This window comes from Streptomyces sp. XY006, assembly GCF_002237655.1.
GTDB classification, from domain to species: domain Bacteria; phylum Actinomycetota; class Actinomycetes; order Streptomycetales; family Streptomycetaceae; genus Streptomyces; species Streptomyces levis.
On record NZ_NOKT01000004.1, the window covers coordinates 217,541 to 239,452 of the forward strand.

Annotated in this window: 22 protein-coding genes; 11 read left to right on the forward strand and 11 right to left on the reverse strand. The window is 73.8% G+C overall.

The annotated features are described in order from the left end of the window. Window positions 1-120: 120 nt before the first annotated feature. Window positions 121-1,098: an expansin EXLX1 family cellulose-binding protein gene (locus CHR28_RS07085; RefSeq protein WP_094052614.1), complete on the reverse strand. Its 978-nt coding sequence runs from the start codon at window positions 1,096-1,098 to the stop codon at window positions 121-123. 344 nt (window positions 1,099-1,442) lie between these two features. On the opposite strand from CHR28_RS07085, the gene CHR28_RS07090 reads away from it, so the two are divergent. Beyond that, window positions 1,443-3,335, forward strand: a complete 1,893-nt coding sequence (locus CHR28_RS07090; protein WP_094052615.1) for an FUSC family protein — start codon at window positions 1,443-1,445, stop codon at window positions 3,333-3,335. Between the two features lie 31 nt (window positions 3,336-3,366). Here CHR28_RS07090 and CHR28_RS07095 read toward each other — a convergent pair whose 3' ends face one another. Next, a complete protein-coding gene (locus CHR28_RS07095) occupies window positions 3,367-4,314 on the reverse strand; it encodes an endonuclease/exonuclease/phosphatase family protein (RefSeq protein WP_094052616.1) in 948 nt (315 codons plus the stop codon). A gap of 134 nt (window positions 4,315-4,448) precedes the next feature. Here CHR28_RS07095 and CHR28_RS07100 point away from each other — a divergent pair, with 134 nt between their 5' ends. From CHR28_RS07100 to CHR28_RS07110, 3 genes are all read left to right on the forward strand, one after another. Next, window positions 4,449-5,813 (forward strand): amidohydrolase, encoded by a 1,365-nt coding sequence (locus CHR28_RS07100; protein ID WP_094052617.1) that lies wholly within the window; start codon window positions 4,449-4,451, stop codon window positions 5,811-5,813. Between the two features lie 117 nt (window positions 5,814-5,930). Beyond that, entirely contained in the window at window positions 5,931-6,620 is a 690-nt protein-coding gene (locus CHR28_RS07105; protein ID WP_094052618.1) for a DUF899 domain-containing protein, read from the forward strand. A 158-nt stretch (window positions 6,621-6,778) separates the two neighbouring features. Further along, complete coding sequence (locus CHR28_RS07110) at window positions 6,779-6,961, forward strand: hypothetical protein (RefSeq protein WP_094052726.1); 183 nt, start codon at window positions 6,779-6,781, stop codon at window positions 6,959-6,961. A 123-nt stretch (window positions 6,962-7,084) separates the two neighbouring features. Here the strand turns inward: CHR28_RS07110 and CHR28_RS07115 are convergent, their stop codons facing one another. From CHR28_RS07115 to CHR28_RS07125, 3 genes are all read right to left on the reverse strand, one after another. Next, complete coding sequence (locus CHR28_RS07115) at window positions 7,085-9,040, reverse strand: ABC transporter ATP-binding protein (RefSeq protein ID WP_094052619.1); 1,956 nt, start codon at window positions 9,038-9,040, stop codon at window positions 7,085-7,087. 365 nt (window positions 9,041-9,405) lie between these two features. Beyond that, window positions 9,406-9,837, reverse strand: coding sequence for a hypothetical protein (locus CHR28_RS07120; RefSeq protein ID WP_094052620.1), 432 nt, complete (start codon window positions 9,835-9,837; stop codon window positions 9,406-9,408). Continuing rightward, window positions 9,834-10,619: an ATP-binding protein gene (locus tag CHR28_RS07125; RefSeq protein ID WP_373453330.1), complete on the reverse strand. Its 786-nt coding sequence runs from the start codon at window positions 10,617-10,619 to the stop codon at window positions 9,834-9,836. The genes CHR28_RS07120 and CHR28_RS07125 overlap by 4 nt, the downstream gene beginning before the upstream one ends. Window positions 10,620-10,862: 243 nt before the next feature. Here CHR28_RS07125 and CHR28_RS07130 point away from each other — a divergent pair, with 243 nt between their 5' ends. The 3 genes from CHR28_RS07130 to CHR28_RS07140 all read left to right on the forward strand — a co-directional run bounded on the left by CHR28_RS07130 (window position 10,863) and on the right by CHR28_RS07140 (window position 12,940). Further along, the gene (locus tag CHR28_RS07130) at window positions 10,863-11,723 is read left to right on the forward strand and encodes a helix-turn-helix domain-containing protein (RefSeq protein WP_094052621.1); all 861 of its coding nucleotides are present in this window, start codon (window positions 10,863-10,865) and stop codon (window positions 11,721-11,723) included. Further along, a complete protein-coding gene (locus CHR28_RS07135; RefSeq protein ID WP_030246665.1) occupies window positions 11,724-11,978 on the forward strand; it encodes a DUF397 domain-containing protein in 255 nt (84 codons plus the stop codon). A gap of 149 nt (window positions 11,979-12,127) precedes the next feature. After that, window positions 12,128-12,940: an SAM-dependent methyltransferase gene (locus CHR28_RS07140; RefSeq protein WP_094052622.1), complete on the forward strand. Its 813-nt coding sequence runs from the start codon at window positions 12,128-12,130 to the stop codon at window positions 12,938-12,940. 22 nt (window positions 12,941-12,962) lie between these two features. Here the strand turns inward: CHR28_RS07140 and pdxR are convergent, their stop codons facing one another. Next, window positions 12,963-14,375, reverse strand: coding sequence for a MocR-like pyridoxine biosynthesis transcription factor PdxR (pdxR, locus tag CHR28_RS07145; RefSeq protein ID WP_094052623.1), 1,413 nt, complete (start codon window positions 14,373-14,375; stop codon window positions 12,963-12,965). 47 nt (window positions 14,376-14,422) lie between these two features. On the opposite strand from pdxR, the gene CHR28_RS07150 reads away from it, so the two are divergent. Then, complete coding sequence (locus CHR28_RS07150) at window positions 14,423-14,908, forward strand: carboxymuconolactone decarboxylase family protein (protein ID WP_094052624.1); 486 nt, start codon at window positions 14,423-14,425, stop codon at window positions 14,906-14,908. Window positions 14,909-15,071: 163 nt separating this feature from the next. Here the strand turns inward: CHR28_RS07150 and CHR28_RS07155 are convergent, their stop codons facing one another. The 3 genes from CHR28_RS07155 to CHR28_RS07165 form a co-directional block, all read right to left on the reverse strand. Continuing rightward, the gene (locus CHR28_RS07155; protein ID WP_094052625.1) at window positions 15,072-16,562 is read right to left on the reverse strand and encodes a glutamate synthase subunit beta; all 1,491 of its coding nucleotides are present in this window, start codon (window positions 16,560-16,562) and stop codon (window positions 15,072-15,074) included. 245 nt (window positions 16,563-16,807) lie between these two features. Further along, window positions 16,808-17,287, reverse strand: coding sequence for an anthrone oxygenase family protein (locus CHR28_RS07160; RefSeq protein WP_094052626.1), 480 nt, complete (start codon window positions 17,285-17,287; stop codon window positions 16,808-16,810). 151 nt (window positions 17,288-17,438) lie between these two features. Next, window positions 17,439-18,137 carry a DUF2293 domain-containing protein gene (locus CHR28_RS07165; protein WP_094052627.1) on the reverse strand — a complete coding sequence of 233 codons (699 nt, stop codon included), beginning with the start codon at window positions 18,135-18,137 and terminating at the stop codon, window positions 17,439-17,441. A 93-nt stretch (window positions 18,138-18,230) separates the two neighbouring features. Here CHR28_RS07165 and CHR28_RS07170 point away from each other — a divergent pair, with 93 nt between their 5' ends. Both CHR28_RS07170 and CHR28_RS07175 read left to right on the forward strand, forming a co-directional pair. Beyond that, on the forward strand, window positions 18,231-18,872 hold the full coding sequence (locus CHR28_RS07170) for a uridine kinase (protein ID WP_179272338.1): 642 nt from the start codon (window positions 18,231-18,233) through the stop codon (window positions 18,870-18,872). Window positions 18,873-19,026: 154 nt separating this feature from the next. Further along, a complete protein-coding gene (locus CHR28_RS07175) occupies window positions 19,027-19,458 on the forward strand; it encodes a CBS domain-containing protein (RefSeq protein ID WP_094052628.1) in 432 nt (143 codons plus the stop codon). 33 nt (window positions 19,459-19,491) lie between these two features. On the opposite strand, the gene CHR28_RS07180 is transcribed toward CHR28_RS07175, so the two are convergent. After that, window positions 19,492-20,619 (reverse strand): magnesium and cobalt transport protein CorA, encoded by a 1,128-nt coding sequence (locus CHR28_RS07180; RefSeq protein WP_094052629.1) that lies wholly within the window; start codon window positions 20,617-20,619, stop codon window positions 19,492-19,494. Window positions 20,620-20,804: 185 nt separating this feature from the next. Further along, on the reverse strand, window positions 20,805-20,963 hold the full coding sequence (locus CHR28_RS37675; RefSeq protein ID WP_179272339.1) for a hypothetical protein: 159 nt from the start codon (window positions 20,961-20,963) through the stop codon (window positions 20,805-20,807). A 16-nt stretch (window positions 20,964-20,979) separates the two neighbouring features. On the opposite strand from CHR28_RS37675, the gene CHR28_RS07185 reads away from it, so the two are divergent. Further along, window positions 20,980-21,771, forward strand: coding sequence for a methyltransferase domain-containing protein (locus CHR28_RS07185; RefSeq protein WP_094052630.1), 792 nt, complete (start codon window positions 20,980-20,982; stop codon window positions 21,769-21,771). Window positions 21,772-21,912 lie beyond the last annotated feature (141 nt).

Here is a 21,912-nt window from a genome sequence, read left to right on the forward strand (position 1 = left end):
ATCTGCGCACGAGGACGCTGCGGACGGCAACCGGGCAACCCGCCGATCATGCGCGGCCCGGCCGCCCCTGCACACCCGGATTTCGCTTCACCCCGGCCGCGGGGGAGGCGGTCGGCGCCGTCACGTGACCCGCGCGAACTGGACGCGGGTCGGCTGCACCGCGTCCGGGCGCACGGTGACGCCCTCGACGGTGAGGCGCTCGCCGTGGAGGTCGGTCAGCCGCAGGGGGCCGCCGCAGCCGGTGCCGTCGGGGGAGAGGAAGTAGTTGTACTCCGTGCGGGTCAGCCGCTGCCAGCCGCTGCCCGTGCGGACCTCGAGGCGGGCCAGGGGGTTGCGGTGCCCGAGGGCCTGGATGCCGCACCAGTGGCGGCTGGAGCCGGTCTTGTAGCGGATCGAGATCGTGTCGGACGTGGCCGGGCTCAGCAGGCTCCAGCTGACCGGTATCCGGCCCGTGGACAGGCCGGCGAGCTTCGCGAAGGCCTGCTTGCTGAGGTCCAGCTGCCCCGGGGCGCAGGGCAGCGGGCACTCGTTGGTGACCCGGACCGTGACGGAGGCGCCGTTCGCCGCGCGGACCAGGAGGTACGCCCCGCACGCCGCCGACGTCTCGTAGTCGGTGTGGCTCATCGCCGCGACCATCAGGTCGGGGCTCGGGCCGAACGAACAGGCACCGTCACCGTCCGCGGCGTCGTAGTGGGTGGCGACGCCCCGGTACGTGACGCCCGGCGCGATCCGCCCCGCCGCCGTGCCGGACGCCGGCCGTGCCGGGGACCGCGGGGCGGTGGTGGGCGAGGGGCGCGCGGACGGGGTGGCCGGTGCGGAGGTCCGGCCCGGGGACGCCGCGGAGGGCCCCGGCTTCGCCTTCGCGGCCGGTGCCGGCTTCCCGGGCGCGGTCCCCGCGCTCCCGGGCGCGGTCCCCGCGCTCGGCCGGCCGCCCGCGTCCGGCCCGGCGGCCGTGCGCACGGTGTCCGGCTCACCGCCGGGGCGGAGCGCCACCACGAGACAGACGACGAGCCCCACGGCTGCCACGACGGCCGCGGAGAGCAGTGCCGTGCGCCGCTTGCGCGCGGGACGGGGACGGCGGTGGGATGCGGATGCCACGGATGAGTCCTTCGGGTCCATGCGCGGTCGGGGAGAACGCGCGCTTCCGACTCGTCTGTGGCCGCCGGGCCCGGAAAGGTTGCCGCCGGGAGCCGCTCCGTGCGGACCCGCCGGGCAGCCCGCCGCGTGCGAACCCCCTTGGCGGCCCGCCGCTCGCGCACGCACCGGTTGCGTACATCGCGCACGCACCGGTTGCGTACATAAAGAACGCGGCTGTCGAGGCCCTTCGTCACGTTCCGGAAACCTGCCCTCCAGGAACCCCGCCTACCGTGGAGGCCACACCACGCCCCGGCCACCGTCGCCCGAAGGCCCACCCCTGCCTCCGGCCAGACGACAGGAGCCCCGTGTCCCGCCGCCCCACGCCGCACCTTCCGCCCTGGCTCGCGCACGCCCTGCGCGCTCAGCGGGGCCCGGTTCCCTGGAGCGCGGTGACGCGGGGGGCCCTGTCGGCCGGACCGCTGCTGCTCGTGGCCGTCGCGACCGGGCACACCTCCCTCGGCGTGGTCGCCGCCATCGCCGCCATGCTCGCCGGGATCAACGACCGGCCCGGAAGCCGGCGGGCCTCCGTCAAGCGGCTCGGGGTGCCCGCGCTGGGCGGGGCCCTGGGACTGGTCGTCGGCACCTACGCGGGCCAGGAGACCGGCGCGGTCGTGCTCACCGCGCTGTTCACGGTCGTCGGCCTGGTCGCCGGCGGCATGAGCGCGGTGGGGCCCGTCGCGTCCGCCACCGGCACGCAGCTGCTCGTCGGCGCCGCGGTCGGGGCCGGGATGCCGCTGCCGGAACCCGGCTGGGAGCGCGCGCTGGCCTTTCTCGCCGGCGCCGGCTGGCTGCTGCTGCTCCGGCTGGCGCTGCCCACGCCCGGATCGCTCGCCGGGGACTTCCGGTTCGACGGGGAGCGGCAGGCGGTGGCCGGGGTGTACGACGCCGTCGCGGATCTCCTCGACGCCGTCGGCGGGCCCGACGCCATCCGCCGCCGGGCCGCGCTCACCGCCGCCCTCGACCATGCCCAGGACGCCCTGGCCGGACCCCGGTTGCGGCGCTACGCCTCCTCGTCCGCCGAGCGGCGGCTGCACGCGCAGTACGCCGCCGCCCTCCCGCTCGCCGAGGCCGCCACCGCGCTGGCCTGGGCGGAGGAGGCCGTGTCCGGACGGGCTTCAGAAGGCCCCAGGCGACTCGCCGCCGCCGTACGCGGCAACACCCACACCGGCCCCCTGCCCGCCCCCTCCCGCTCGGCTCCCGCCCTGCGCGCCCTCGACGACGCCCTGCTGCACGCCGCCGAGGTGTTCGACCAGGGCCGGGCCGGCGAGCTGCACACCCGGACCCGTACCGCCGGGGACCGGCTGCGCGCCGCCCTCGGAGGCGCCGGACGCGAGTACGGGCTGCGCGTCGCCCTCTGCTTCGGGGCCAGTGCGGCCGTCGCCCAGGCCCTGCACCTCAGCCGGTGGTATGGGCAGCACGAGCACTGGTACTGGCTGCCCGCCACCGCCGTCTTCCTGGTCAAGCCCGACCTGGGACCGCTGGCCTCGCGCGTGCTGAACCGGGCCGCCGGGACCGTGCTCGGCGCGCTGCTCTTCGCCGGGTTCGCCGCGGTCCTGCCCCGGCCCGAGGGGCTGATCGCGCTCGTCGCCCTCAGCGGCGCGCTGATCCCCGTCGCCACCCGCCACTTCGCCGCCCAGACGGCCGTCGTCACCGTCCTCGTCCTGGCCCTGGTCATGGTCGGCGGCGAACCGCAGGCCTCCGCGGGCCGGATCGGCGAGACACTGCTGGCCTGCGCGATCGTGCTGATCGTGGGCCACCTGCCGATGCCCGGGCAGTACGGCGGCGGAGTGCGCGCCCGGCTCGCGGCGGCGAGCGAGGCCGCCCACGCCTACCTCACCCACGTCCTCGACGAGGCCGACGCCCCGCGCATCGGCACCGCCGGCACCCCCTCCGGCCACCGGGCCACCCGCTGGACCCTGCGCCGCGAGGCGTACCGCACCCTCGCCGAGGCCCGTACGGCCATCTCCCTGGCCGCCCACGAACTGCCCGCCCTCGCCCGGCACACCGAGGGCGCGGACGAGGTGGCCGGCCTCCTCGAACGGCTCGTCGACACGACGACCGCCTGCGCGGTGCACCTGGACGACACGGGCCGGATCGGGCGCCGCCACCGGGAACGGCTGACCGCCGTCCTCACCGAACTCGCCATACCGGCCGAGCGCCTGGGGCTGCGCGTGCCCCCGACGACCCTCGCCGGGTAGCGGGCCCCGGCGCACCGCACCCCGTGTCCGTTCAGCCGTCGATCCGTACCCACACCGGCGCGTGGTCCGAGCCGGGGGCGCCCCGCCGCTCCCCGGGGTCGGGGCCGACCGAGGGCAGGGCGGGCGGGCCCTCGCCGGGCAGACCCGTGCCCGCCGCCGACGCCCGGCGCACCAGACGGTGGCTCAGCAGCACGTGGTCGATCAGCTCCCGCCGCCCGGAGTTGACGCGGGACCAGCGCTGTCCGGCCGGGATGAGCGGGGCCACGTCCCACAGGCGCGCCGCGTCACCCCGGTCCGGCCGGTCGTAGCCCGGCGTGCCGAGCTCCGAGCCGGGCGGACCCAGCAGGATCTGCGTGGTCGCGGCCTGCACCTCGTCGTTCAGGTCGCCCAGTATCGCCACGTCCCTGCCCTGCCCGTCCCCGTCGAGCAGCTCGTCCGCGAGGGCGCGCAGAGCCGTCGCCTCCGCCGCCCGCCGGAACAGGGCGTATGCACCGTAACGGGCGCGTTCGCCCTCGTCACGGGGGTGGAACCGGCCGTCCGGATACGACAGCAGCTTCGACTTCAGGTGACAGACGGCCACCCGCAGGGGACCGTCCCCGACCTCCACCGCGAGCAGGCCCCGCCCCGCCGCCGGCACCGTCGCCCCGGAGTCGTCCGCCTGCACGGGCCGCAGCCCCGCCGGGAACCCGGCCGTGTCGGCCAGCACGGTCGGCTCCGCACGGCTGAGGAACCCGACGCGTATGCCCCGGCTGTCCGCGTGCTCGGACAGGGCGATGTGCCAGTCGTCGCCGAGCATCCCGGCCAGGTCCTTCAGGGCCTCGGGGTCCCCGACCTCCTGCACGCCGAGCAGGTCCGGGTCGAGTTCCGTGATCACGGCGGCGAGGGCGGCGAGCTTCGCCCCGTACGCGGCCTCGTCCCGCGGGCCGTACGGGCCGCCGGGCCGGTAGAGGTTCTCCAGGTTCCAGGTGCCGAGCAGCATGCCGGGCTCCTTTCCGAAGCCGACAGGCGGGGTGGTGAGGCCAGGGTGCGCGCCCGGGCCGCCCCGCGACAGAGCCGCGGCAGGATGTGCGGTTCGGCTCATACCGCCCTACGACCCCGTCGTACGTTGGCGTGATGACGCCTTCTGCCGCGGACAGTCCCGCCGAGCTCATCATCAGCGCATGTACGGTCCTCGTGCACGACGATCAAGAGCGGATCGGGTTCCTGGAGGACGCCGCGGTCGTCGTACGGGACGGGACCGTGGCGGCGGTCACGAGCGCCGCGGAGGCGGCGGACCTGCCCGCGGCCGAGCGGCTCGACGCCCGCGGCCAGGTGGCCCTGCCGGGCCTGATCAACTGTCACACGCACGCGCCGATGGTCGCGCTGCGCGGCCTCGCCGAGGACCTGCCCACCGAGGAGTGGTTCAACGACGTCGTCTGGCCGGTGGAGTCCAACCTGACGGACCGGGACGTCGAGTTGGGGGCGCGGCTCGCCTGCGCCGAGATGATCCGCGCCGGCGTCACCTGCTTCGCCGACCACTACTTCGCGATGGACGCGGTGGCCGACGTGGTCGCCGAGTGCGGCATGCGGGCCCTGCTCGGCCAGGCCTACTTCTCCTCCCAGGGGCCCGAAGGCCGCGAGCGCTCCCTGGACTTCGCGTTGCGCCGGCGCGGCTCGGCGGGCGGGCGCGTCACCACCGCCCTCGCGCCGCACGCCCCCTACACGGTCGACGACACGGACCTCGCCGCCACCGCGGACCTCGCGCGCGAGCACGGCCTGCCCGTGCATCTGCACGCCGCCGAGAACCGCGACCAGACGCAGACCAGCCTCGCCCGCCACGGCGTCACCCCGGTCGAGGTCCTGCACCGCACCGGCATCCTCGACACGGACGTGCTCCTCGCCCACGGCACCGGCATCACCGACCGCGACCTGCCCCTGCTGGAGAGGGCGGACGGCCGTACGGCCGTCGCCAGCGCGCCCCGCGGCTACCTCAAGTTCGCCTGGCCCGACACCACGCCCGTGCGCGCGCTGCGCGACATCGGCGTCGACGTGGGACTGGCCACCGACGGCGCCGCCTCCAACAACTCCCTCGACGTGTGGGAGTCCATGGCCCTCACCTCACTGGTCCAGAAGGCGGCCGAGGGCGACCCGCGCTGGCTGACCTCCCGCCAGGCCCTGCACCACGCCACCCTGCAGAGCGCCCGGGCCGTGGGACTGGGGGAGACCGTGGGCGGGATCGCGCCCGGCCGCCGGGCCGACATCATCCTGGTCGACCTCACCGGGCCGCACACGCGGCCGGTCCACGACCTCGCCGCCACCCTCGTGCACAGCGCCCGCTCGGCCGATGTGCGCACCACGATCGTCGACGGCCGGATCCTGATGCGGGACCGCGAACTGCTGAGCATCGACGTCGCGTCGGTCGTACAGGAGCTGGAGGAGCGGCTGCCCGCGCTCGTCGACCGCAGCCACGGCCGGCGCGTCCAGCAGTACGACACCTGAGCCGGGTGGACGCCGGAAGTCTCCGGGAAGTTTTTCCGGGAGATGTCCCGTGCGGCGATGAGTTCCGCGCCTCCCGCCGGTCACCACCCCGGACGGACCGTTGTCACAGGAGGGCCCATGTCGCTTCCGGAGATCGTCTCGCGCGAGCAGTGGCGCGCGGCGCGCGCGGAACTGCTGGTCAAGGAGAAGGCCGCGACCCGCGCGCGGGACGCGCTCAACGCCGAGCGCCGCGGACTGCCCATGGTGGCGGTCGAGGAGGAGTACGTCTTCGAGGGCGGGGACGGCAAGGCCACCCTGCTCGACCTGTTCGAGGGCCGGCACCAGCTCGTCGTCTACCACTTCATGTTCGCGCCCGAGTGGGAGGCCGGGTGCCGCAGCTGCTCCGCCTTCCTGGACCAAGTGGGGCATCTCGCTCATCTCGCGGCGCGGGGCACGTCGTTCGCCGTCGTGTCCCGGGCGCCGTATCCGAGGATCCTGCCCTTCAAGGCGCGGATGGGCTGGACGCTGCCCTGGTACTCGTCCTACGGCAGCGATTTCAACCGCGACTTCGAGGTGACGCTCGAACGCGACGGCGAGCTCGTCGAGCGCCCCGGCCTGAGCTGCTTCCTGCGGGACCGCGACCGCGTGTTCCACACGTACTCCACGTACGAGCGCGGCCTCGACGGCCTCGGTTCGACCACCAGCCTGCTGGACCTCACCGCGCTGGGCAGGCAGGAGGAGTGGGAGGAGCCCAAGGGGCGTGCGTCGGCTCTCGGGGCGCCTGCGGGAAGTGAGCGCGTCAGGTATCACGACGAGTACGACGAGTGACACGCATAGTGAGGAAATCAGCCAAGCGGCTGAGAGTTTGCTCACACGTGATGGTGAACGCGTGTCAACTACGTCTCAGAACCGTCACTTCGCGAGCCGTTCCCCCCATGGTTGGCGTTTAACTCTACGAGTACAGCGCTACATGGAGGTGCAGGGTGGTGAACGGGCGAACGGTGCTCGAGCGCTTTCCCGCCGGCGGGCCGCGTGGCTCCTGGCCGGCGGAGGAATTCGCGCAGGCGCGGCGTCTGGAAGGCCTGCCCGCCGAGGTCGTCATGGATCTGGCATCCGACATGTTCCTGGTCATCGTGCGAAGCGGGGACGGAGCCGACGTCACCGCCTGACCGTGCCGGGGGCGCCGCAGGCCGGCGCCCTCAGTCGATTTCGCCCTCAGTCAAGCTCGCCCTTCAGTCAAGCTCGCCCTTCAGTCAAGCTAGCCCTTCAGCCGAGCTCGCCCTCCTTCGTGGTCAGCCCGCCTTCGGTGCCGGTACCTTCCGGGCCGGCGGGGGCGACGCGGCGAACTGCTCCGCCTGCAGCGCGTACAGCTCGGCGTAGAGCCCGCCGGTCGCCAGCAGCTCCTCCGGCGTCCCCGACTCCACCAGCCGCCCCTGGTCCAGGACGTGCACCAGATCCGCGTGGCGTACGGACGCCAGCCGGTGCGTGATCAGGACGACCGTCTGCCCGCTGTCCGCCAGGGCACGGATCCGCTCGAATACCTCCAGCTCGGCCCGGGCGTCCAGGGCCGCCGTCGGCTCGTCCACGATCAGGATGCGGCCCCTGCGGTAGGCCGCCCGGGCGATGCCCAGCCGCTGCCACTGGCCTCCGGAGAGCTCGTGCCCGCCGGAGAAGTTGCGGGCCAGCAGCGTGTCCAGCCCGCGCGGTAGGTCCGCGATCACGGGCTCGGCCCCGGCCTCGGCGACCGCCGCGGCCAGCCGCTCCTCGCTCACGGGCGCGGACGTCCGCCCCAGGGCGACGTTCACCCGGGCCGTGAAGGGCCACCTCTTGAAGTCCTGCGCGACCATCGCGATCCGCTCGGCCAGCCGGTGCCGGTCGGCGCTCGCCGCGTCCACGTCGTCCCACAGGATCCGCCCCCGCTCCGGCTTGTACAGCCCGGCGAGCAGCTTGACCAGGGTCGTCTTGCCGGAGCCGTTCTCCCCGACCAGCGCCACGATCCGGCCCAGCGGCAGGGTGAGCGAGACGTCGTCCAGGGCGGGCCGGGCCGAGTCCCCCGGGTAGCGGAACGTGACGTTCTCGAACCGGATCTCGCGCGGGTCCTCCGGCAGCGCGCGGCCCCCCGCCGGGATCGCCCGCTGTGCCGCCTCCGCGTACAGCCGGTGCAGGTCGCCGACGAAGAGCGCCTCCTCGTGCAGCGCGTTGACCTCCACCACGAGCGTGTCGAGGCTCTGCGAGCCGGTGCGGATGGCGATCACGGCCGTGCCCGCCACGGACAGGGCCATCGCCCCGGCGAGCAGCAGCGCGCCGAGCGTGGCGTACGTCGCGACGGTCGCGAGGCCGGTCCAGGCCGCCGCGATCAGCCCGGTGCGGGCGGCGAGCCGGGCGAGACGGGCCTGCTCGGCCTCGGCCGTCTCCGACATCGCGCGGAAGTGCCGCAGCAGGAACGCGCCCACCCCGTGCACCCGGATCTCGGGGGCCGCCTCCGGCTCGATCAGCAGGCTGCCGAGCAGCCGGCCGGCCCGGGCGTGCTGCGCCCAGGCGTGGAAGGACTCGTAGCGCCGCCGGGCCACGGTCAGGGCGCTCCAGGCGCTCGGCAGCACCATCGTGACCAGCAGTGGCAGCAGGGCCGGGTGCAGCACGGTCAGCACGCCCGCGGCGGCGACCAGCGAGATCATCGCGTTGATCACGCGCGTCCCGTACGAGATCATCCGGCGGGCCGAGGCCGCCCCGTACTGCGCGGTGTCCAGCAGTTTGTGGAAGGCGTGGTCCTCGATGGCGGCCAGCTCCACGGCCGCGGCCCGCTCCAGGTACCGCTCGGTCGCGACCCGCTCCACCTTGGGCTCCAGGCGGCCGGTGGCGTAGGTGCTGGCGGCCCGCAGCAGGGCCGCCAGCAGCATCACGACGGCCACCGTGACCAGGGCGGGGACCGCGCCGCGCAGCCGCTCGTCGATGGGGCCGCCGCCCATCAGCCGGGCCAGCACGCTGTTGACCGCGAGCAGGCTCACGGCCTGTGCCACGCCCCGGCCTCCCTCGGCGGCGAGCACGATCCGCGCGGCGCCCGGGTCGGCCTGCCGGGCGAGCCGCAGGCTGGACGCCAGCAGGGACGGCAGCCGGGTGATCATGGCGCGGAAGTTCAGTTCGAGGAACGCGTCGGCGTGCTGGTTCCAGCCCATGTCGTAGCGGAGCGGCCCGCCGAAGAGCAGCCGCTCCGACTCGGACACCTCCGGCGCGGTCCGCTTCTTCGCCACCGTCGACCGACCTCCCCGCTCATCCCGCCGCCCGGTTCGTCCCGGCTCGTGAGCGGCCACTATCGCGGGGGCGGAGCGGGCCGGGGCAGGGCGCAGCCCGGGGCGCCGGAGGCGCGCGGGCGCACGACACGACCGGCAGAGGCCCGGGACGGCGCGGGAGGCGGGACGGGTGCGACGACCGGAGTGCGGCTGCGGCTGCGCGCCGGAGGGCTCGGGATGCGGCTCGGTGCGGAGCGGCGGGACTGCGGCCGGGGAAGGAGGCCGGCCGGGCCTACACGGTGACCGGCTGCGGCACCTGCGCGCCGGAGGGGCCTACGCGTTGACCGGCTGCGGCTGCGGCTGCGGCTCCCGCGCCTCGGCGCGGCCTACGCGCTGACCGGGCGTGACCAGGCCGGGGCCGTCCCCGTGACGCGGCAGAGGCTCAGGTACAGGGGGATCGGGGGGGTGTACGGGAGCGTGCCGTCCGGCCGGTGGATCAGCTCGGGCAGCTCCGGGACGTCCGGGACGACCGCTCCGGCGGCGTAGCGCGCGGGGGCCGGCCATTCCAGGGCGTGGTCGGAGTCCGACGGCACCAGCCACCACCAGTGCGCGGCGTCGGCGTAGACGCAGCCCACGCGGGGCAGGCGGGGCATGATCAGCGGGCCGTACCGGGCGGGCATCGCCACGGCGTCGCAGCCCAGCGGGGTGGTCATGCCCTCGGGTACGGGCAGGCGCAGGATCGGGAGCGGGGTGCGCTGCGCGCGCCGGAGGCGGGCCAGGGTGTCCAGGTGCAGGACCCGGCCGCCGCCGGGCCTCATGCCGTGCCCCGCTCGCGCCCTCGCCCCTGCGGGGGAACGTCCGGGGCGGTGTCGGCCGGGTGGGCCCGGTGGCGCGCCTGGTGGGTGTCCTGACCGTCGTCGCCGGGCTCGTCGGACGGGCCGCGCTTGGGGCGGGCGCCCCAGCCGAGGTCGCCCCGGGGTTCGTCCGGGCCCGCGGCGGTGGAACGGCCCGTGCCGGCGCGGGGGCCCTTGAGCCGCGGGTCGTCCAGGACGTCGTCCCAGTCCGCGTCGTCGAGGTCGTCGAAGGCCGCTAGGGGGTCCTGCGGGGCGTCCGCCGTGCGGGGCAGCTCCGCCCAGACCAGCAGCCCGGGCCCGTGCTCATGGGCACCCCAGGCATGGCAGAGGGCGTCGACGAGGAGCAGTCCCCTCCCGTGCTCCTCCTCGGGCCGGGTGCGGCTGGCCGCGTGGGGCTGACCCGGGGCGCAGCCCTCGTCCCGTACGGCTATCCGCACCAGGTCGTCGCCGTCGTGCAGCTCGCACACTATGTGGGTGCTCGCCGTGTGCACGATGGCGTTGGTGACCAGTTCGGAGACCACCAGGGCCGCGCTGTCGCACGTGTCCTCGCACACTGACCAGCCGGTCAGCCGGGCCCGCGTCAGGTGTCTGGCCCGGGCGGGAGAACCCGGGTGTGCGGCCAGCTCGAAACGGAACCGGCGCTCGGCAGCCGGCCCGAGGGGGCCTGCTCCCGTGGCAGCGCCAAGCCCGAGGGGGCCTGCGGCGGCGTCTGTTCCTAAGGGCGCGGACGGAATCACGCTTGCCACTATCTCCCCGGCGTGAACACTTGGCAAGTGTCACTCTGAAAATTGCAGAGTGCGGTGTGACGGTCTGGAAGGGCGTGGCACACTGCTCGCAACAGCACCCCGCGCGGCGCCAGTTGAGATCCTCGAAGATTCGTTCGAAACGCATGTTCGGATCAGTTCTTCGAAAAGGTCTTCGAATGGCGCCGCAGGGCTGTCAGCGTTCTTTTGTGGCCGGCTCGTCAGAACTCTTCGTGGAGGTGGAGCGTGAGCGAACCGCGGTCCGCGCCGACGGTCGGCCAGGTCGTTCTCGGCCGCCGCCTGTTGGACCTGCGTGAGCGCGCCGGGATGAAGCGCGAGGAGGCCGCCCGCATCCTGCGCGTCGCCCCGGCCACGGTCCGCCGGATGGAGATGGCGGAGGTCGGGCTCAAAATCCCGTATCTGCAACTGCTCCTCAAGGCCTACGGAGTCTCCGACGAAGAGGCCGACGCCTTCGTCCAGCTCGCCGAGGAAGCCAACAGGCCCGGCTGGTGGCAGCGTTTCCACGACATCCTGCCCGGCTGGTTCTCGATGTACGTGAGCCTGGAGGGCGCGGCCGGCGTCATCCGCAGTTACGAACCCCATTTCGTCCCCGGTCTGCTGCAGACCGAGGACTACGCGCGCGGGGTGCTCCGCTCGGGCGCCATCGGCCAGACCCGGCCCGAGGACATCGAGCGCCACGTCGCCCTGCGCATGCAGCGCCAGACCCTCCTCACCCGCGAGGACGCGCCCCGGCTGTGGGTCGTGATGGACGAAACCGCGCTGCGACGCCCGGTCGGCGGCCCCGAGGTGATGCGCGCGCAGATCGACAGACTGCTGGAGGCGACCGCGCTGCCCAACGTGACGCTGCAGATCGCTCCGTTCGCGGCCGGGCCGCACCCCGGCACGTACGGACCGTTCGTGCTGTTCCGATTCGCCATGCCCGAACTGCCGGACATGGTCTACAGCGAGTACCTGACCGGCGCGGTCTACCTGGACGCGCGCGCCGAGGTGGCGACCCACCTCGAGGTCCTGGACCGCATGGCGGCGCAGGCCGCTACGGCACATCGCACGAAGGAGATCCTCCGGGATCTCCGCAAGGAGCTGTGAATGGATCGCATCAAGCCGCGCAAACACGTCTACAACGGCATGCCCGCGCGCGACTTGGGCAGCGAAGGCTGGCACAAGCCGTGGAGCGGCGGCAACGGAGGAAACTGCCTGGAGGCGATGAAGCTCGCCGACGGCCGGATCGCCGTCCGCCAGTCCACCGACCCGGACGGGCCCGCGCTGATCTACACCACCGCCGAGATGACCGCCTTCATCGAAGGGGCGAAGGCGGGAGAGGCGGACTTCCTGCTGTCCTGACGTGCTCGCCCCTTGCTCACGCTCGACTTCCCTTTGCTGACGCTGAATTGCTGAAGCTGAATTGCAGAAGCTGATGTGCTGACGCCGAATCGCTGATGCCGAATCGCTGGTGCTGAAGTGACCACCCTCTGTGCCTTATGGAGTGCCTCATGACCGGGCAGGACCCCACGTCGTCCGTCAGGATCGACACGACCAGACCGCATCCCGCGCGGATGTACGACTGGTACCTCGGCGGCAAGGACAACTATCCGGTCGACGAGCAGATGGGCCGGCAGATGCTCACCCTCGACCCGAGGGTGCCGGTGATGGCGCGCGTCAACCGCGCGTTCATGCACCGGACCACGCGCTGGCTGGCCCAGCAGGGCGTACGCCAGTTCCTGGACATCGGCACGGGCATACCGACCGAGCCCAACCTCCACCAGGTCGCCCAGCGGGTCGCCCCCGACGCCCGGGTCGTCTACTGCGACAACGACCCCATCGTGCTGGCCCACGCGGCGGCCCTGCTGCGCGGCACGGACGAAGGCGTGACCGAGTACCTCCAGGCCGACGTGCGCGACCCGGACGCCATCCTGGAGGGCGCGCGGAAGGTCCTGGACTTCACCCGGCCCGTCGCGCTGTCCCTCATCGCGCTGCTGCACTTCGTCTCCGACGAGGACGGCGCGCACGACCTGGTCGGCCGGCTCCTCGCCGAACTGCCCTCCGGCAGCTACCTGGTGATCACCCACGCCACCTCCGACTTCACCCCGGAGGAGTCGAAGGCGGCCACCGAGAAGCTCCGCGCCGCCGGTGTCACCCTCGCCCTGCGCTCCCGCGCGGAGTTCACCCGCTTCTTCGACGGGCTGGAGCTGATCGAGCCCGGCGTCGACGTGCCGCACCACTGGCACCCCGAGCTGGGCGAGCCCGTGCCCGGGCAGGACGACGGGGTGATCCCGGGGTACGGGGCGGTGGCCCGCAAGCCGTAGCCTCGCTTTCCGCACGGGCCGGTCAGGGCGGCGGCAGTGCGCCGCACAGCGCCTCCAGGGCCGGCCCGTAGGCGTGCTCGGAGGGGGTCGCGTACCCCACGACGAGCCCGTCGCCCACCGGCATGTCCGTCTCCGGGTGCCGGAAGGCGGCCAGACCGTCGAGGGCGACGCCCTGCCAGGCGGCGGCCTTGACCGCGGACGCCTCGGTGCCGGGCGGCAGCCGCAGCACCGCGTGCAGCCCCGCCGCGACACCGGTGACCTCGATGTGCGGCGCGTGCGCGGCGAGCGCCGCGACCAGCCGGTCCCGGCGGCGGCGGTAGCGCTGCCGCATCCGCCGCACGTGCCGGTCGTACGACCCCGACGCGATGAAGTCCGCCAGGCACAGCTGGTCGAGGACGCTCGCCCACGCCTCCCGCTCCCCCTTGGCGGCCCGTACGGCGTCGACGTACCGCTCCGGCAGCACCATCCAGCCCAGCCGCACCGCAGGGGACAGGCTCTTGCTGACCGAGCCGACGTGGATCACCCGCTCCGGGTCCAGACCCTGGACCACGCCGACCGGCTTGCGGTCGTAGCGGAACTCCCCGTCGTAGTCGTCCTCCAGGACCAGCGCGTCCCGGGTGCGGGCCCAGTCGAGCACGGCCGTCCGGCGCGCCGGGTGCAGCGGGCCGCCGGTCGGGAACTGGTGCGCCGGCGTGAGCAGTACGGCCCGCTCGCGGCCCAACCGGTCCACCCGGGCGCCGTGTTCGTCGAGCGGCAGCGGCACCGTCCGCACCCCGGCGGCGGCCAGGACCTCGCGGTGGAACCCGAGCCCGTACGCCTCCACCGCCAGGGGCCCGCGCAGCACGCCCCCGCCGAAGAGCAGCCGCAGCGCGTGCGCGAAGCCGGAGCAGATCACGATCCTGCCCGGCTCGGTCCGCACGCCACGCGCGCGTGCCAGGTACTCGGCCAGCGCTTCGCGCAGTTCGGCCCGGCCCGCCGGATCACCCGGTCCGAACACCTCGTTGGGCGCCTGCTGGAGGGCCCGGCGGTAGGAGGCCAGCCAGGCCGAGCGCGGGAAGGCGGAGGCGTCCGGGGTGCCCTGTGTCAGGTCGTGCCGGGGGCCACGCGCGCGTGCGGGGGAGCGTGCGGGCACGCGGGCGGCCGGCCGCAGCGGCGCGGCGCGCTCCGCGACCCGCGTCCCCGAGCCCTGCCGGGCGGTCAGCCAGCCCTCCGCGACGAGCTCGGCGTACGCGTCCGCCACCGTGTTGCGGGCCACGCCGAGGTCGGCCGCGAGCGACCGGTACGGCGGCAGCCGGGTGCCCGGAGCCAGCCGCCCGCTGCGGACGGCCTCCCGCAGGGCCCGGATCAGCGCCGCGCGCCGGCCGCCCGGCCCGGTCAGCTCCAGATGCAAATCCGACCCGATCCGCTCCGCCGAATTGACCCACGAATCTGCCATGGAAATGCACCCTAGCGTGGGTCTTTCCGGCCCATAGGTTGAACGGTATGACGACGCACACGAGCACGAACACCGCCCCCGTGAAGGCGCCCCGGCTGGAGTTCGCCAAGGCCGCCCCGAAGGCCTTCCGGGCCCTGATCGCCTTCGACGCCGCCGCCCGTGAGGGCCTCGACCCGGCCCTCGTCGAACTGATCCAGATCCGCGCCTCCCACCTCAACCACTGCGCGTACTGCCTCCACATGCACACCAACGACGCCCGCAAGGCCGGGGAGAGCGAGGACCGGCTGCACATGGTCGCCGTGTGGCGCGAGGCGCGGCACTTCTTCACCGAGCGGGAGCAGGCGGCCCTCGCCCTCACCGAGGCCGTGACGCTGGTGGCCGGCGCGGGCGTCCCGGACGACGTCTACGCCGAGGCCGCCGCGCGGTTCGACGAGCGGGAACTGGCCCAGGTGCTCGCCCTGATCTGCACGATCAACACGTGGAACCGGGTGGCACTGTCCACGGCGAAGCCGGCGGGGACGGACGAGCGGTGACGTCCCGGCCCCGGAGGCCCCGCGGCTGGGGCTCTGCGGGCACTGCACCGCCGTCGGCCGGGGGTGCCATGCCAGCCGTCGGCCTGGGCGCTGTACCGCGGTCGGCCGGGGCGCGCTGCACTGCCGGCGGCCGGAGCCCGCTGCACTGCCGTCGGCCTGGGCGCTACACCACCATCGGGCGGTCGTACGGGCCGATCGGTGCCGGCAGGGCCGAACCGCCCGTCAGATGACGGTCGACGGCCGCCGCCACCGCCCGCCCCTCGGCGATCGCCCAGACGATGAGCGACTGCCCGCGGGCGGCGTCACCCGCGGCGAACACCCCGGGCACGTTGGTGGCGAACCCGGCGTCCCGCGCGATCGTGCCGCGGGGCTCCAGCTCCAGTCCGAGCTGGTCGACGAGGCCGTCCTGCCGGTCCGGCCCCGAGAAACCGAGCGCGAGCAGCACGAGGTCGGCCGGAAGCGTCCGCCCGGTGCCGTCCACCGGGCGGCGCCGCTCGTCGACCTCCACCAGGTGCAGCGAACGGACATGCCCCTGCGCGTCCCCGTCGAAGCGCAGGGTGGACGCCGCGAACAGCCGCGCGTCCGCGTCCGCGACCGGGGCGGTCCGCAGGTCACGGGCCTCCTCGTGCGCGGCGGACAGCCGGTAGAGCCGTACCGGGTAGGTCGGCCACGGCTCGGTGTCCTCGTCGCGCTCCGCGCCCGGCAGCGCGTAGATGTCCAGCTGGGTCACGGACGCGGCACCCTCCCGGACGGCCGTGCCCAGGCAGTCCGCGCCGGTGTCGCCCCCGCCGACGATCACAACGTGCTTCCCCGCGGCCGACAGGGGAGACGTCTCCAGATCGCCCTCCCCCACCCGGTTGGACAACGGGAGGTACTCCATCGCCTGATGAATGCCCGTCAGCTCACGCCCCGGCACCGGCAGTTCCCGCCAGGCCGTGGCGCCCGTCGCGATCACCACGGCGTCGTAGCGGGTCCGCAGCTCGTCGGCGCCGATGTCCCGCCCGACCGCCGTCGACGTGCGGAACCTGGTCCCCTCGGCCCGCATCTGCTCCAGCCGACGCTCCAGATGGTGCTTCTCCATCTTGAACGCGGGGATGCCGTACCGCATCAGGCCGCCGAGCCGGTCGTCCCGTTCGTACACCGCCACCGTGTGCCCGGCCCGGGTCAGCTGCTGGGCGGCGGCCAGCCCGGTCGGTCCCGAACCGATCACCGCGACCGTCCTGCCCGACAGCCGGTCCGGCGGCCGCGGCGGCGCGAAGCCTTCCTCCCAGGCCCGGTCGGCGATCGCGCACTCGACGTTCTTGATGGTCACGGCCGGCTGGTTGATCGCCAGCACACACCCCGCCTCGCAGGGCGCCGGGCACAACCGGCCCGTGAACTCGGGGAAGTTGTTCGTGGCGTGCAGCCGGTCGGCGGCCGCCCGCCAGTCCTCCCGCGACACCAGGTCGTTCCACTCCGGGATCAGGTTCCCCAGCGGGCACGCCTCGTGGCAGAACGGGATGCCGCAGTCCATGCAACGGTCGGCCTGTTTGCTGATGATCGGCAGCAGCGCCCCGGGGACGTAGACCTCGTCCCAGTCCCGCACCCGCTCCTCGACCGGCCGGCGCGGCCAGTCCTGGCGGGGCGTGGTCAGAAAACCCTTGGGATCGGCCATGGCCGTGTTCCTTGCGTGCGCGGGTGACAGGCCGTGCGTCGTCGGGCGGCACTCTTCTCGCCACGATACGTCCGCGCCCCGGCCACCGCCTGTCGCCGCAGGGCGGGCAACGCGGCGTGAGGGCGAGCCCGGGTTGTGTGGTTTATCCGGTGGGGGCGGTGGGCGGTGGGCGGTGGGCGGTGGGCGGTGAGTGGAGGGCGGTGGGTGGTGGCGGGTGCGGGTGCGGGCGGGGGTGCCGCCGTGCCTCAGGTGAGTGCCAGGACGTACGCGAGGGCCGCCCCGGCCGAGGCCACCGTGCGGACGTGGTTCCACAGCGTCCACTCGCGCAGGTACGCCGACCAGTACGCCGCCGCCTCCGACGTGCCCGGCTCCAGCCCGGCCAGCGCGTCGTTGCGCGGCACATTGGCGACCATAGTGAGCCCGAACGAGCCGAACAGGTACAGCGCGCTGCCCACCAGCAGCTCCACCGTCCCCTCCTCCGGCCACAGCACGAACGTCACCACGGCGATCACCGCGCACAGCACGGCCGACCCGAGAAACACGGCCATGAAGGGCGGGGTCACCGCGGCCACGTTGATCGCCTTCATCGCGGCTACCCCCTGCGCGGGCGGCAGCGCGCCGAGACCCCGCATGACGAAAGTCGAGAAGGCACAGAACACCCCGGCCACCAGACCGGTCCCGAGCACGCCCAGCACCGTCAGCCAGAAGTACGGTCCGTCGATCATCTCAGCCTCTCCCGCCCGTCGGGCCGGGATCCTGCCCGGCACCCGCCACCACCACAAGTGAAATTCCGTACGGGCACCGCGACCATCGCCGAGCGACGCGCGGGCATACGCGAACGTCCACGGGCCCTCGGATCGCCCCCTCCTTCCCCTGTCACCCCGTGGAGCCGAGCCCCGTCCGCGTCCACCCCCTGAGCACCGTCTCCACCGCCGCCGCGATCCGCCGTCGCGCCTCGTGCCGCGGCACACCGCTCATCAGCAGCCGGTCGTACGGGGTGTCCAGATGCCGTACCGACGCCACGACCGCCGCCATCACCGCGTCCTCGGTCAGCGCCCGCCCCGCCGCGCTCCGGCCCACCCGCCCGCTGCCCCGCTCCGAGGCATGCGCGGCGATGGCCCGCGCCCGGTCGGGCGGGCACCCCGGAAGCAGCCGGAGTATCTCCGCCGCGAACGCCTGCGCGAACAGGGCGTCCTGATCCGCCCGGCGCCGCGCGTCCCGGACCCGGCGCCGCCGTCTCGCCTCGGAGTCCGCGAGACACCGCTGCTCCGCCCTGGCCAGGGCCGCCTCCTCGACCAGGACGCCCTGCCGCTCGTAACGGCTCTTGCGCCGGTTGAACCGCACCACCACCGCCGACAACACGCTCTCCTCCCGCGACCTGCGCGTCAGCGCGGTGTCGCCGCGCGGCAGGAACACCAGATGTCCCAGGTCGGCACAGTCGAGGCAGCGCGGGGCGCTGTCCTCCAGGACGAGCAGCGGCAGCGGCCCCCGCCGGCACTCGGCACACTGCCGCCGCTTGAGGGGCTGGAAGACGAGAAGTCCGGAGTGGGGCGGGAACAGTGCGCGAGCGGCCATACCGTGTTCTTTCCCCCCGGCGGCCGTGCGCACCGGGCGGGTCGGCCGGCGGCGGAGAGACCTCGGGGACGCTCTGCCGTGGCCTGACGCATCATGGGCCGTGTGCGACTCGAAGCGATCACCTGGGACCGGCTCGGCGACCTGCTCGCCGAGCGCCTGCTCGACCTGAAGCCCGCCGACGGCAGTCCCTGGCCGCGCATCGCCTTCGACGGCGCTCCGGCGGCTCACCCGGGCGACCTCGCCCACCGCGTCCGCGAAGCGCTGCGCGTCCGCGGCCGCTCCGCGCTCGTCGTCGGCACGGAGGGCTTCCTGCGCCCCGCCTCCGTCCGGCTGGAGTACGGCCACCGGGACGTGGAGGCCTACTACAGCGGCTGGTACGACACCGGCGCCCTGCGGCGTGAGGTCTTCAACCCTCTCGAAGCCAGCGGTGACGGTCGCGTCCTGCCCGACCTCTGGGACCCGGCCACCGACCGGGCCACCCGCAGTCCCTACGTACAACTCCCGCCCGACAGCCTGCTGTTGATGCACGGTCCCTTCCTCCTCCGGCACTGGTTCCCCTTCGATCTGAGCGTCCACGTCCTCCTCTCCCCGGGCGCCCTGCGCCGCCGCACCCCCGACGACGAGCACTGGACCCTGCCGGCCTTCGAACGCTACGAGCAGGAGACGGACCCGGCGGGCACGGCGGACGTGCTGGTGCGCGCCGACGATCCGCGCCACCCCGCCTGGAGCGGCTGAACAGCCCGCGGTCGAGGACGGGGCGCTCCCGCGGTGGTACGGCTGTGCGGTGTCCGCGTGTGCGGGCGTTCGACGGCGCGGCGAGAATGAAGGACGCCGGGACTCGCGGTGCGTCCCCGCTCCGCGCCGGCCGTCCGGCACAAGGAGGTACCCCATGACCACCGCCGGAGACATCATGCACCGCGGCGTCCAGTGGATCCCCGCCCACGAAACCCTCGACCGCGCCGCTCAGCTCATGCGCGAGCTGAACGTCGGTGCCCTGCCCATCAGCGACGAGAACGAGCGGCTCTGCGGCATCCTCACCGACCGCGACATCGTCGTCGGCTGCGTCGCCATGGGCCACGACCCCGCCAGGGTCACCGCCGGTGAGATGGCCAAGGGCACGCCCCGCTGGATCGACGCGAGCGCCGATGTCGGCGAGGTGCTCCGCGAGATGCGCGAACACCGGATCCGCCGCCTGCCCGTGATCGAGGACAAGCGACTGGTCGGCATGATCAGCGAATCCGACCTGGCCCGGTGCCTGACCGACGACCAGATCGCCTCCTTCACCGAAGGCGTCTACGCCAGGGACACGACCACGGCCTGATCCGGCGCGTACCCCGGTGCCGCGAGACCCGTGTCAGAGCCAGCCGGTGCGCCGGAACAGCCGGTACAGCGACAGGCACGCCACGGATATGACGCCGATGACCATGCCGTAGCCGTACCTCCAGTGCAGCTCCGGCATGTGGTCGAAGTTCATGCCGTACACCCCGCAGACCATGGTCGGCACCGCGATGATCGCGGCCCACGCCGTGATCTTCCGCATGTCCTCGTTCTGCGCGACCGTGACCTGCGCGAGGTGCGCCTGGAGGATGGAGTTGAGGAGTTCGTCGAAGGCTGCGATCTGCTCCTTCGCCCGCAGCAGATGGTCCGAGACGTCACGGAAGTACGCCTGTATCTCGGGGTCGACCGCGCGGATCGGCCGGGTGGCCAGATCCTCCAGCGGCCGGCTGAGCGGCACCACCGCCCGCTTCAGTTCGAGCAGTTCACGCTTGAGCTGGTAGATGCGGCCCGGGTCGGCCCGCGCGCCGTCCTGCGCGAACACGTCCGTCTCGACCTGGTCGATGTCCAGCTGCACCGAGTCCGTGACAGTCAGATAGTCGTCGACCACGTGGTCCGCGATCGCGTGCAGCACCGCGGAGGGGCCCTTGGCGAGCTGCTGCGGGTCGGACTCCAGCTCCTCCCGCAGCGGACCCAGCGAGCCGTGCCGGCCGTGCCGCACCGTGATCACGAAGTCGTGGCCGACGAACACCATGATCTCGCCGGTGTTCACCACCTCGCTCGTGGCCGTGAGCTCCTCGTGCTCGACGTAGCAGACCGTCTTGAACACCGCGAACAGCGTCTCGCCGTAGCGCTCCAGCTTGGGACGCTGGTGGGCCTCGACGGCATCCTCGACGGCCAGGGGGTGCAGGTCGAAGAGCTCGGCGATGCCCGCGAACTCCTGGTCCGTCGGCTCGTGCAGGCCCAGCCAGACGAAGCCCTCCCGGTGCTTGCGCACCCGCTCCACGACCTCCACCAGATCGCCGCGCACGGGGGTGCGGACACCGTCCCGGTACGACACGCAGTTCACCACCGAGGAGCCCAGAGGGGAGCGGGCCGGGTGGCTCAGGTCGACGCGCGGGCGCCGCCGGGCCAGCCGGGCCACCTTGCGCAGGCCACCGACCCCGCCGAGGCTCGTGACCTTCCGTAGATTCCCTGCCATGGACATCCGGATCTCCTTGCGTGGAACTCCTCGCGCCGTCCCTGCGCCCTGGCCCGCCAGTCTGCCAGTCCCGCGTGAGCTGCGGGTAAGCCTGTGGAAAGGGCCCGTTCCGCTTGGTTCCCGGCTGTGGACGAACGACGCGTCGGCGCTGACGCTCCGACATATCGACGCCTGCGCGGGCCGGGTGGTTCTCACGGCAGCTCATGGCGGGACCGGGCGGCACCGGGCAGGACCAGGCGGGACCGGGCGGGAGCGGGGGAACCGGGCGGGGCCTGCGGTGCGCGCGGCCGGGCGTCGGCGTGGTCTTCGTCCTCCTCGGGAGCGTCGACCGTTCCGGATAAGTCGGACAACTGGGATGATCGTGGCATGACGCGAACCGATGGGTACCTCCTCGACACCCGGCAGACCGAGGCGGCCGAGCACTTCAGCGCCTTCGCCGCACTCTTCGACCCGACGACGTTCCGGCACCTCGAAGCGCTCGGTGTGGGATCCGGCTGGCGCTGCTGGGAGGTCGGGGCCGGCACGACCGTGGTGTCCTGGCTGGCGAAGAAGGTCGGCCCGACCGGACGCGTCGTCGCGACCGACACCGACACCGCCCGGCTGGCCTCCGCGTCCCGGCCACCCGTCGAGGTACGCGCCCACGAGCTCGGGTCGCAGGAACCGCCCGGGGAGGGCTTCGACCTGGTGCACGCGCGTCTCGCCCTCGTCCACGTCACCGACCGGGAGCGGGCGCTGCGGTCCATGGTCCGGGCCCTGCGCCCCGGCGGCCGTCTCCTCGTCGAGGACGCCGACCCCGGCCTGCAGCCCCTGCTGTGCCCCGACGAGTACGGCCCCGAGCAGCAGCTCGCGAACCGGCTGCGCAGCGGCTTCCGCAAGCTGCTCGCCGACCGCGGCACCGAACTGCCCTGCGGCCGTACCCTGCCCCGCATGCTGCGGGAGGCCGGCCTGACCCGCGTCCACGCCGACGCCTACTTCCCGCTCGCCTCGCCGGCCTGCGCGGCCCTGGAGTCCGTCACCATCCGCCAGATCCGCGACCAACTGGTCGCCGCCGGACTCGCCACGGATCAGGAGATCGACCGCCACCTCGCGAACGTCACCTCCGGCGCGCTCGACCTGACCACCCCGCCCATGATCACGGCGTGGGGACGCAAGGCGTAGCGGGCTGGGGCACGGAGCCGGTCCAGAAACCGGAGCGACGCACCGGCACGGCCGGCGCAGGGGAGCGCGGACCGGCACGGCAGTGCGTCGGCGCGCGTGGCGCAGGGCAGTGCGTCGGCGCGCGTGGCGCTGGGCCGGGCG

What these genes read in the sequence shown, in the direction of transcription:
- CHR28_RS07095 (WP_094052616.1), bottom strand. Translation starts at nt 4,314, where the DNA reads ATGCTGCTCGGCACCTGGAACCTGGAGAACCTCTACCGGCCCGGCGGC.
- CHR28_RS07100 (WP_094052617.1), top strand. Translation starts at nt 4,449, where the DNA reads ATGACGCCTTCTGCCGCGGACAGTCCCGCCGAGCTCATCATCAGCGCA.
- CHR28_RS07105 (WP_094052618.1), top strand. Translation starts at nt 5,931, where the DNA reads ATGTCGCTTCCGGAGATCGTCTCGCGCGAGCAGTGGCGCGCGGCGCGC.
- CHR28_RS07120 (WP_094052620.1), bottom strand. Translation starts at nt 9,837, where the DNA reads ATGAGGCCCGGCGGCGGCCGGGTCCTGCACCTGGACACCCTGGCCCGC.
- CHR28_RS07135 (WP_030246665.1), top strand. Translation starts at nt 11,724, where the DNA reads ATGGATCGCATCAAGCCGCGCAAACACGTCTACAACGGCATGCCCGCG.
- CHR28_RS07140 (WP_094052622.1), top strand. Translation starts at nt 12,128, where the DNA reads ATGACCGGGCAGGACCCCACGTCGTCCGTCAGGATCGACACGACCAGA.
- pdxR (WP_094052623.1), bottom strand. Translation starts at nt 14,375, where the DNA reads ATGGCAGATTCGTGGGTCAATTCGGCGGAGCGGATCGGGTCGGATTTG.
- CHR28_RS07150 (WP_094052624.1), top strand. Translation starts at nt 14,423, where the DNA reads ATGACGACGCACACGAGCACGAACACCGCCCCCGTGAAGGCGCCCCGG.
- CHR28_RS07155 (WP_094052625.1), bottom strand. Translation starts at nt 16,562, where the DNA reads ATGGCCGATCCCAAGGGTTTTCTGACCACGCCCCGCCAGGACTGGCCG.
- CHR28_RS07160 (WP_094052626.1), bottom strand. Translation starts at nt 17,287, where the DNA reads ATGATCGACGGACCGTACTTCTGGCTGACGGTGCTGGGCGTGCTCGGG.
- CHR28_RS07165 (WP_094052627.1), bottom strand. Translation starts at nt 18,137, where the DNA reads ATGGCCGCTCGCGCACTGTTCCCGCCCCACTCCGGACTTCTCGTCTTC.
- CHR28_RS07170 (WP_179272338.1), top strand. Translation starts at nt 18,231, where the DNA reads ATGGGCCGTGTGCGACTCGAAGCGATCACCTGGGACCGGCTCGGCGAC.
- CHR28_RS07175 (WP_094052628.1), top strand. Translation starts at nt 19,027, where the DNA reads ATGACCACCGCCGGAGACATCATGCACCGCGGCGTCCAGTGGATCCCC.
- CHR28_RS07180 (WP_094052629.1), bottom strand. Translation starts at nt 20,619, where the DNA reads ATGTCCATGGCAGGGAATCTACGGAAGGTCACGAGCCTCGGCGGGGTC.
- CHR28_RS07185 (WP_094052630.1), top strand. Translation starts at nt 20,980, where the DNA reads ATGACGCGAACCGATGGGTACCTCCTCGACACCCGGCAGACCGAGGCG.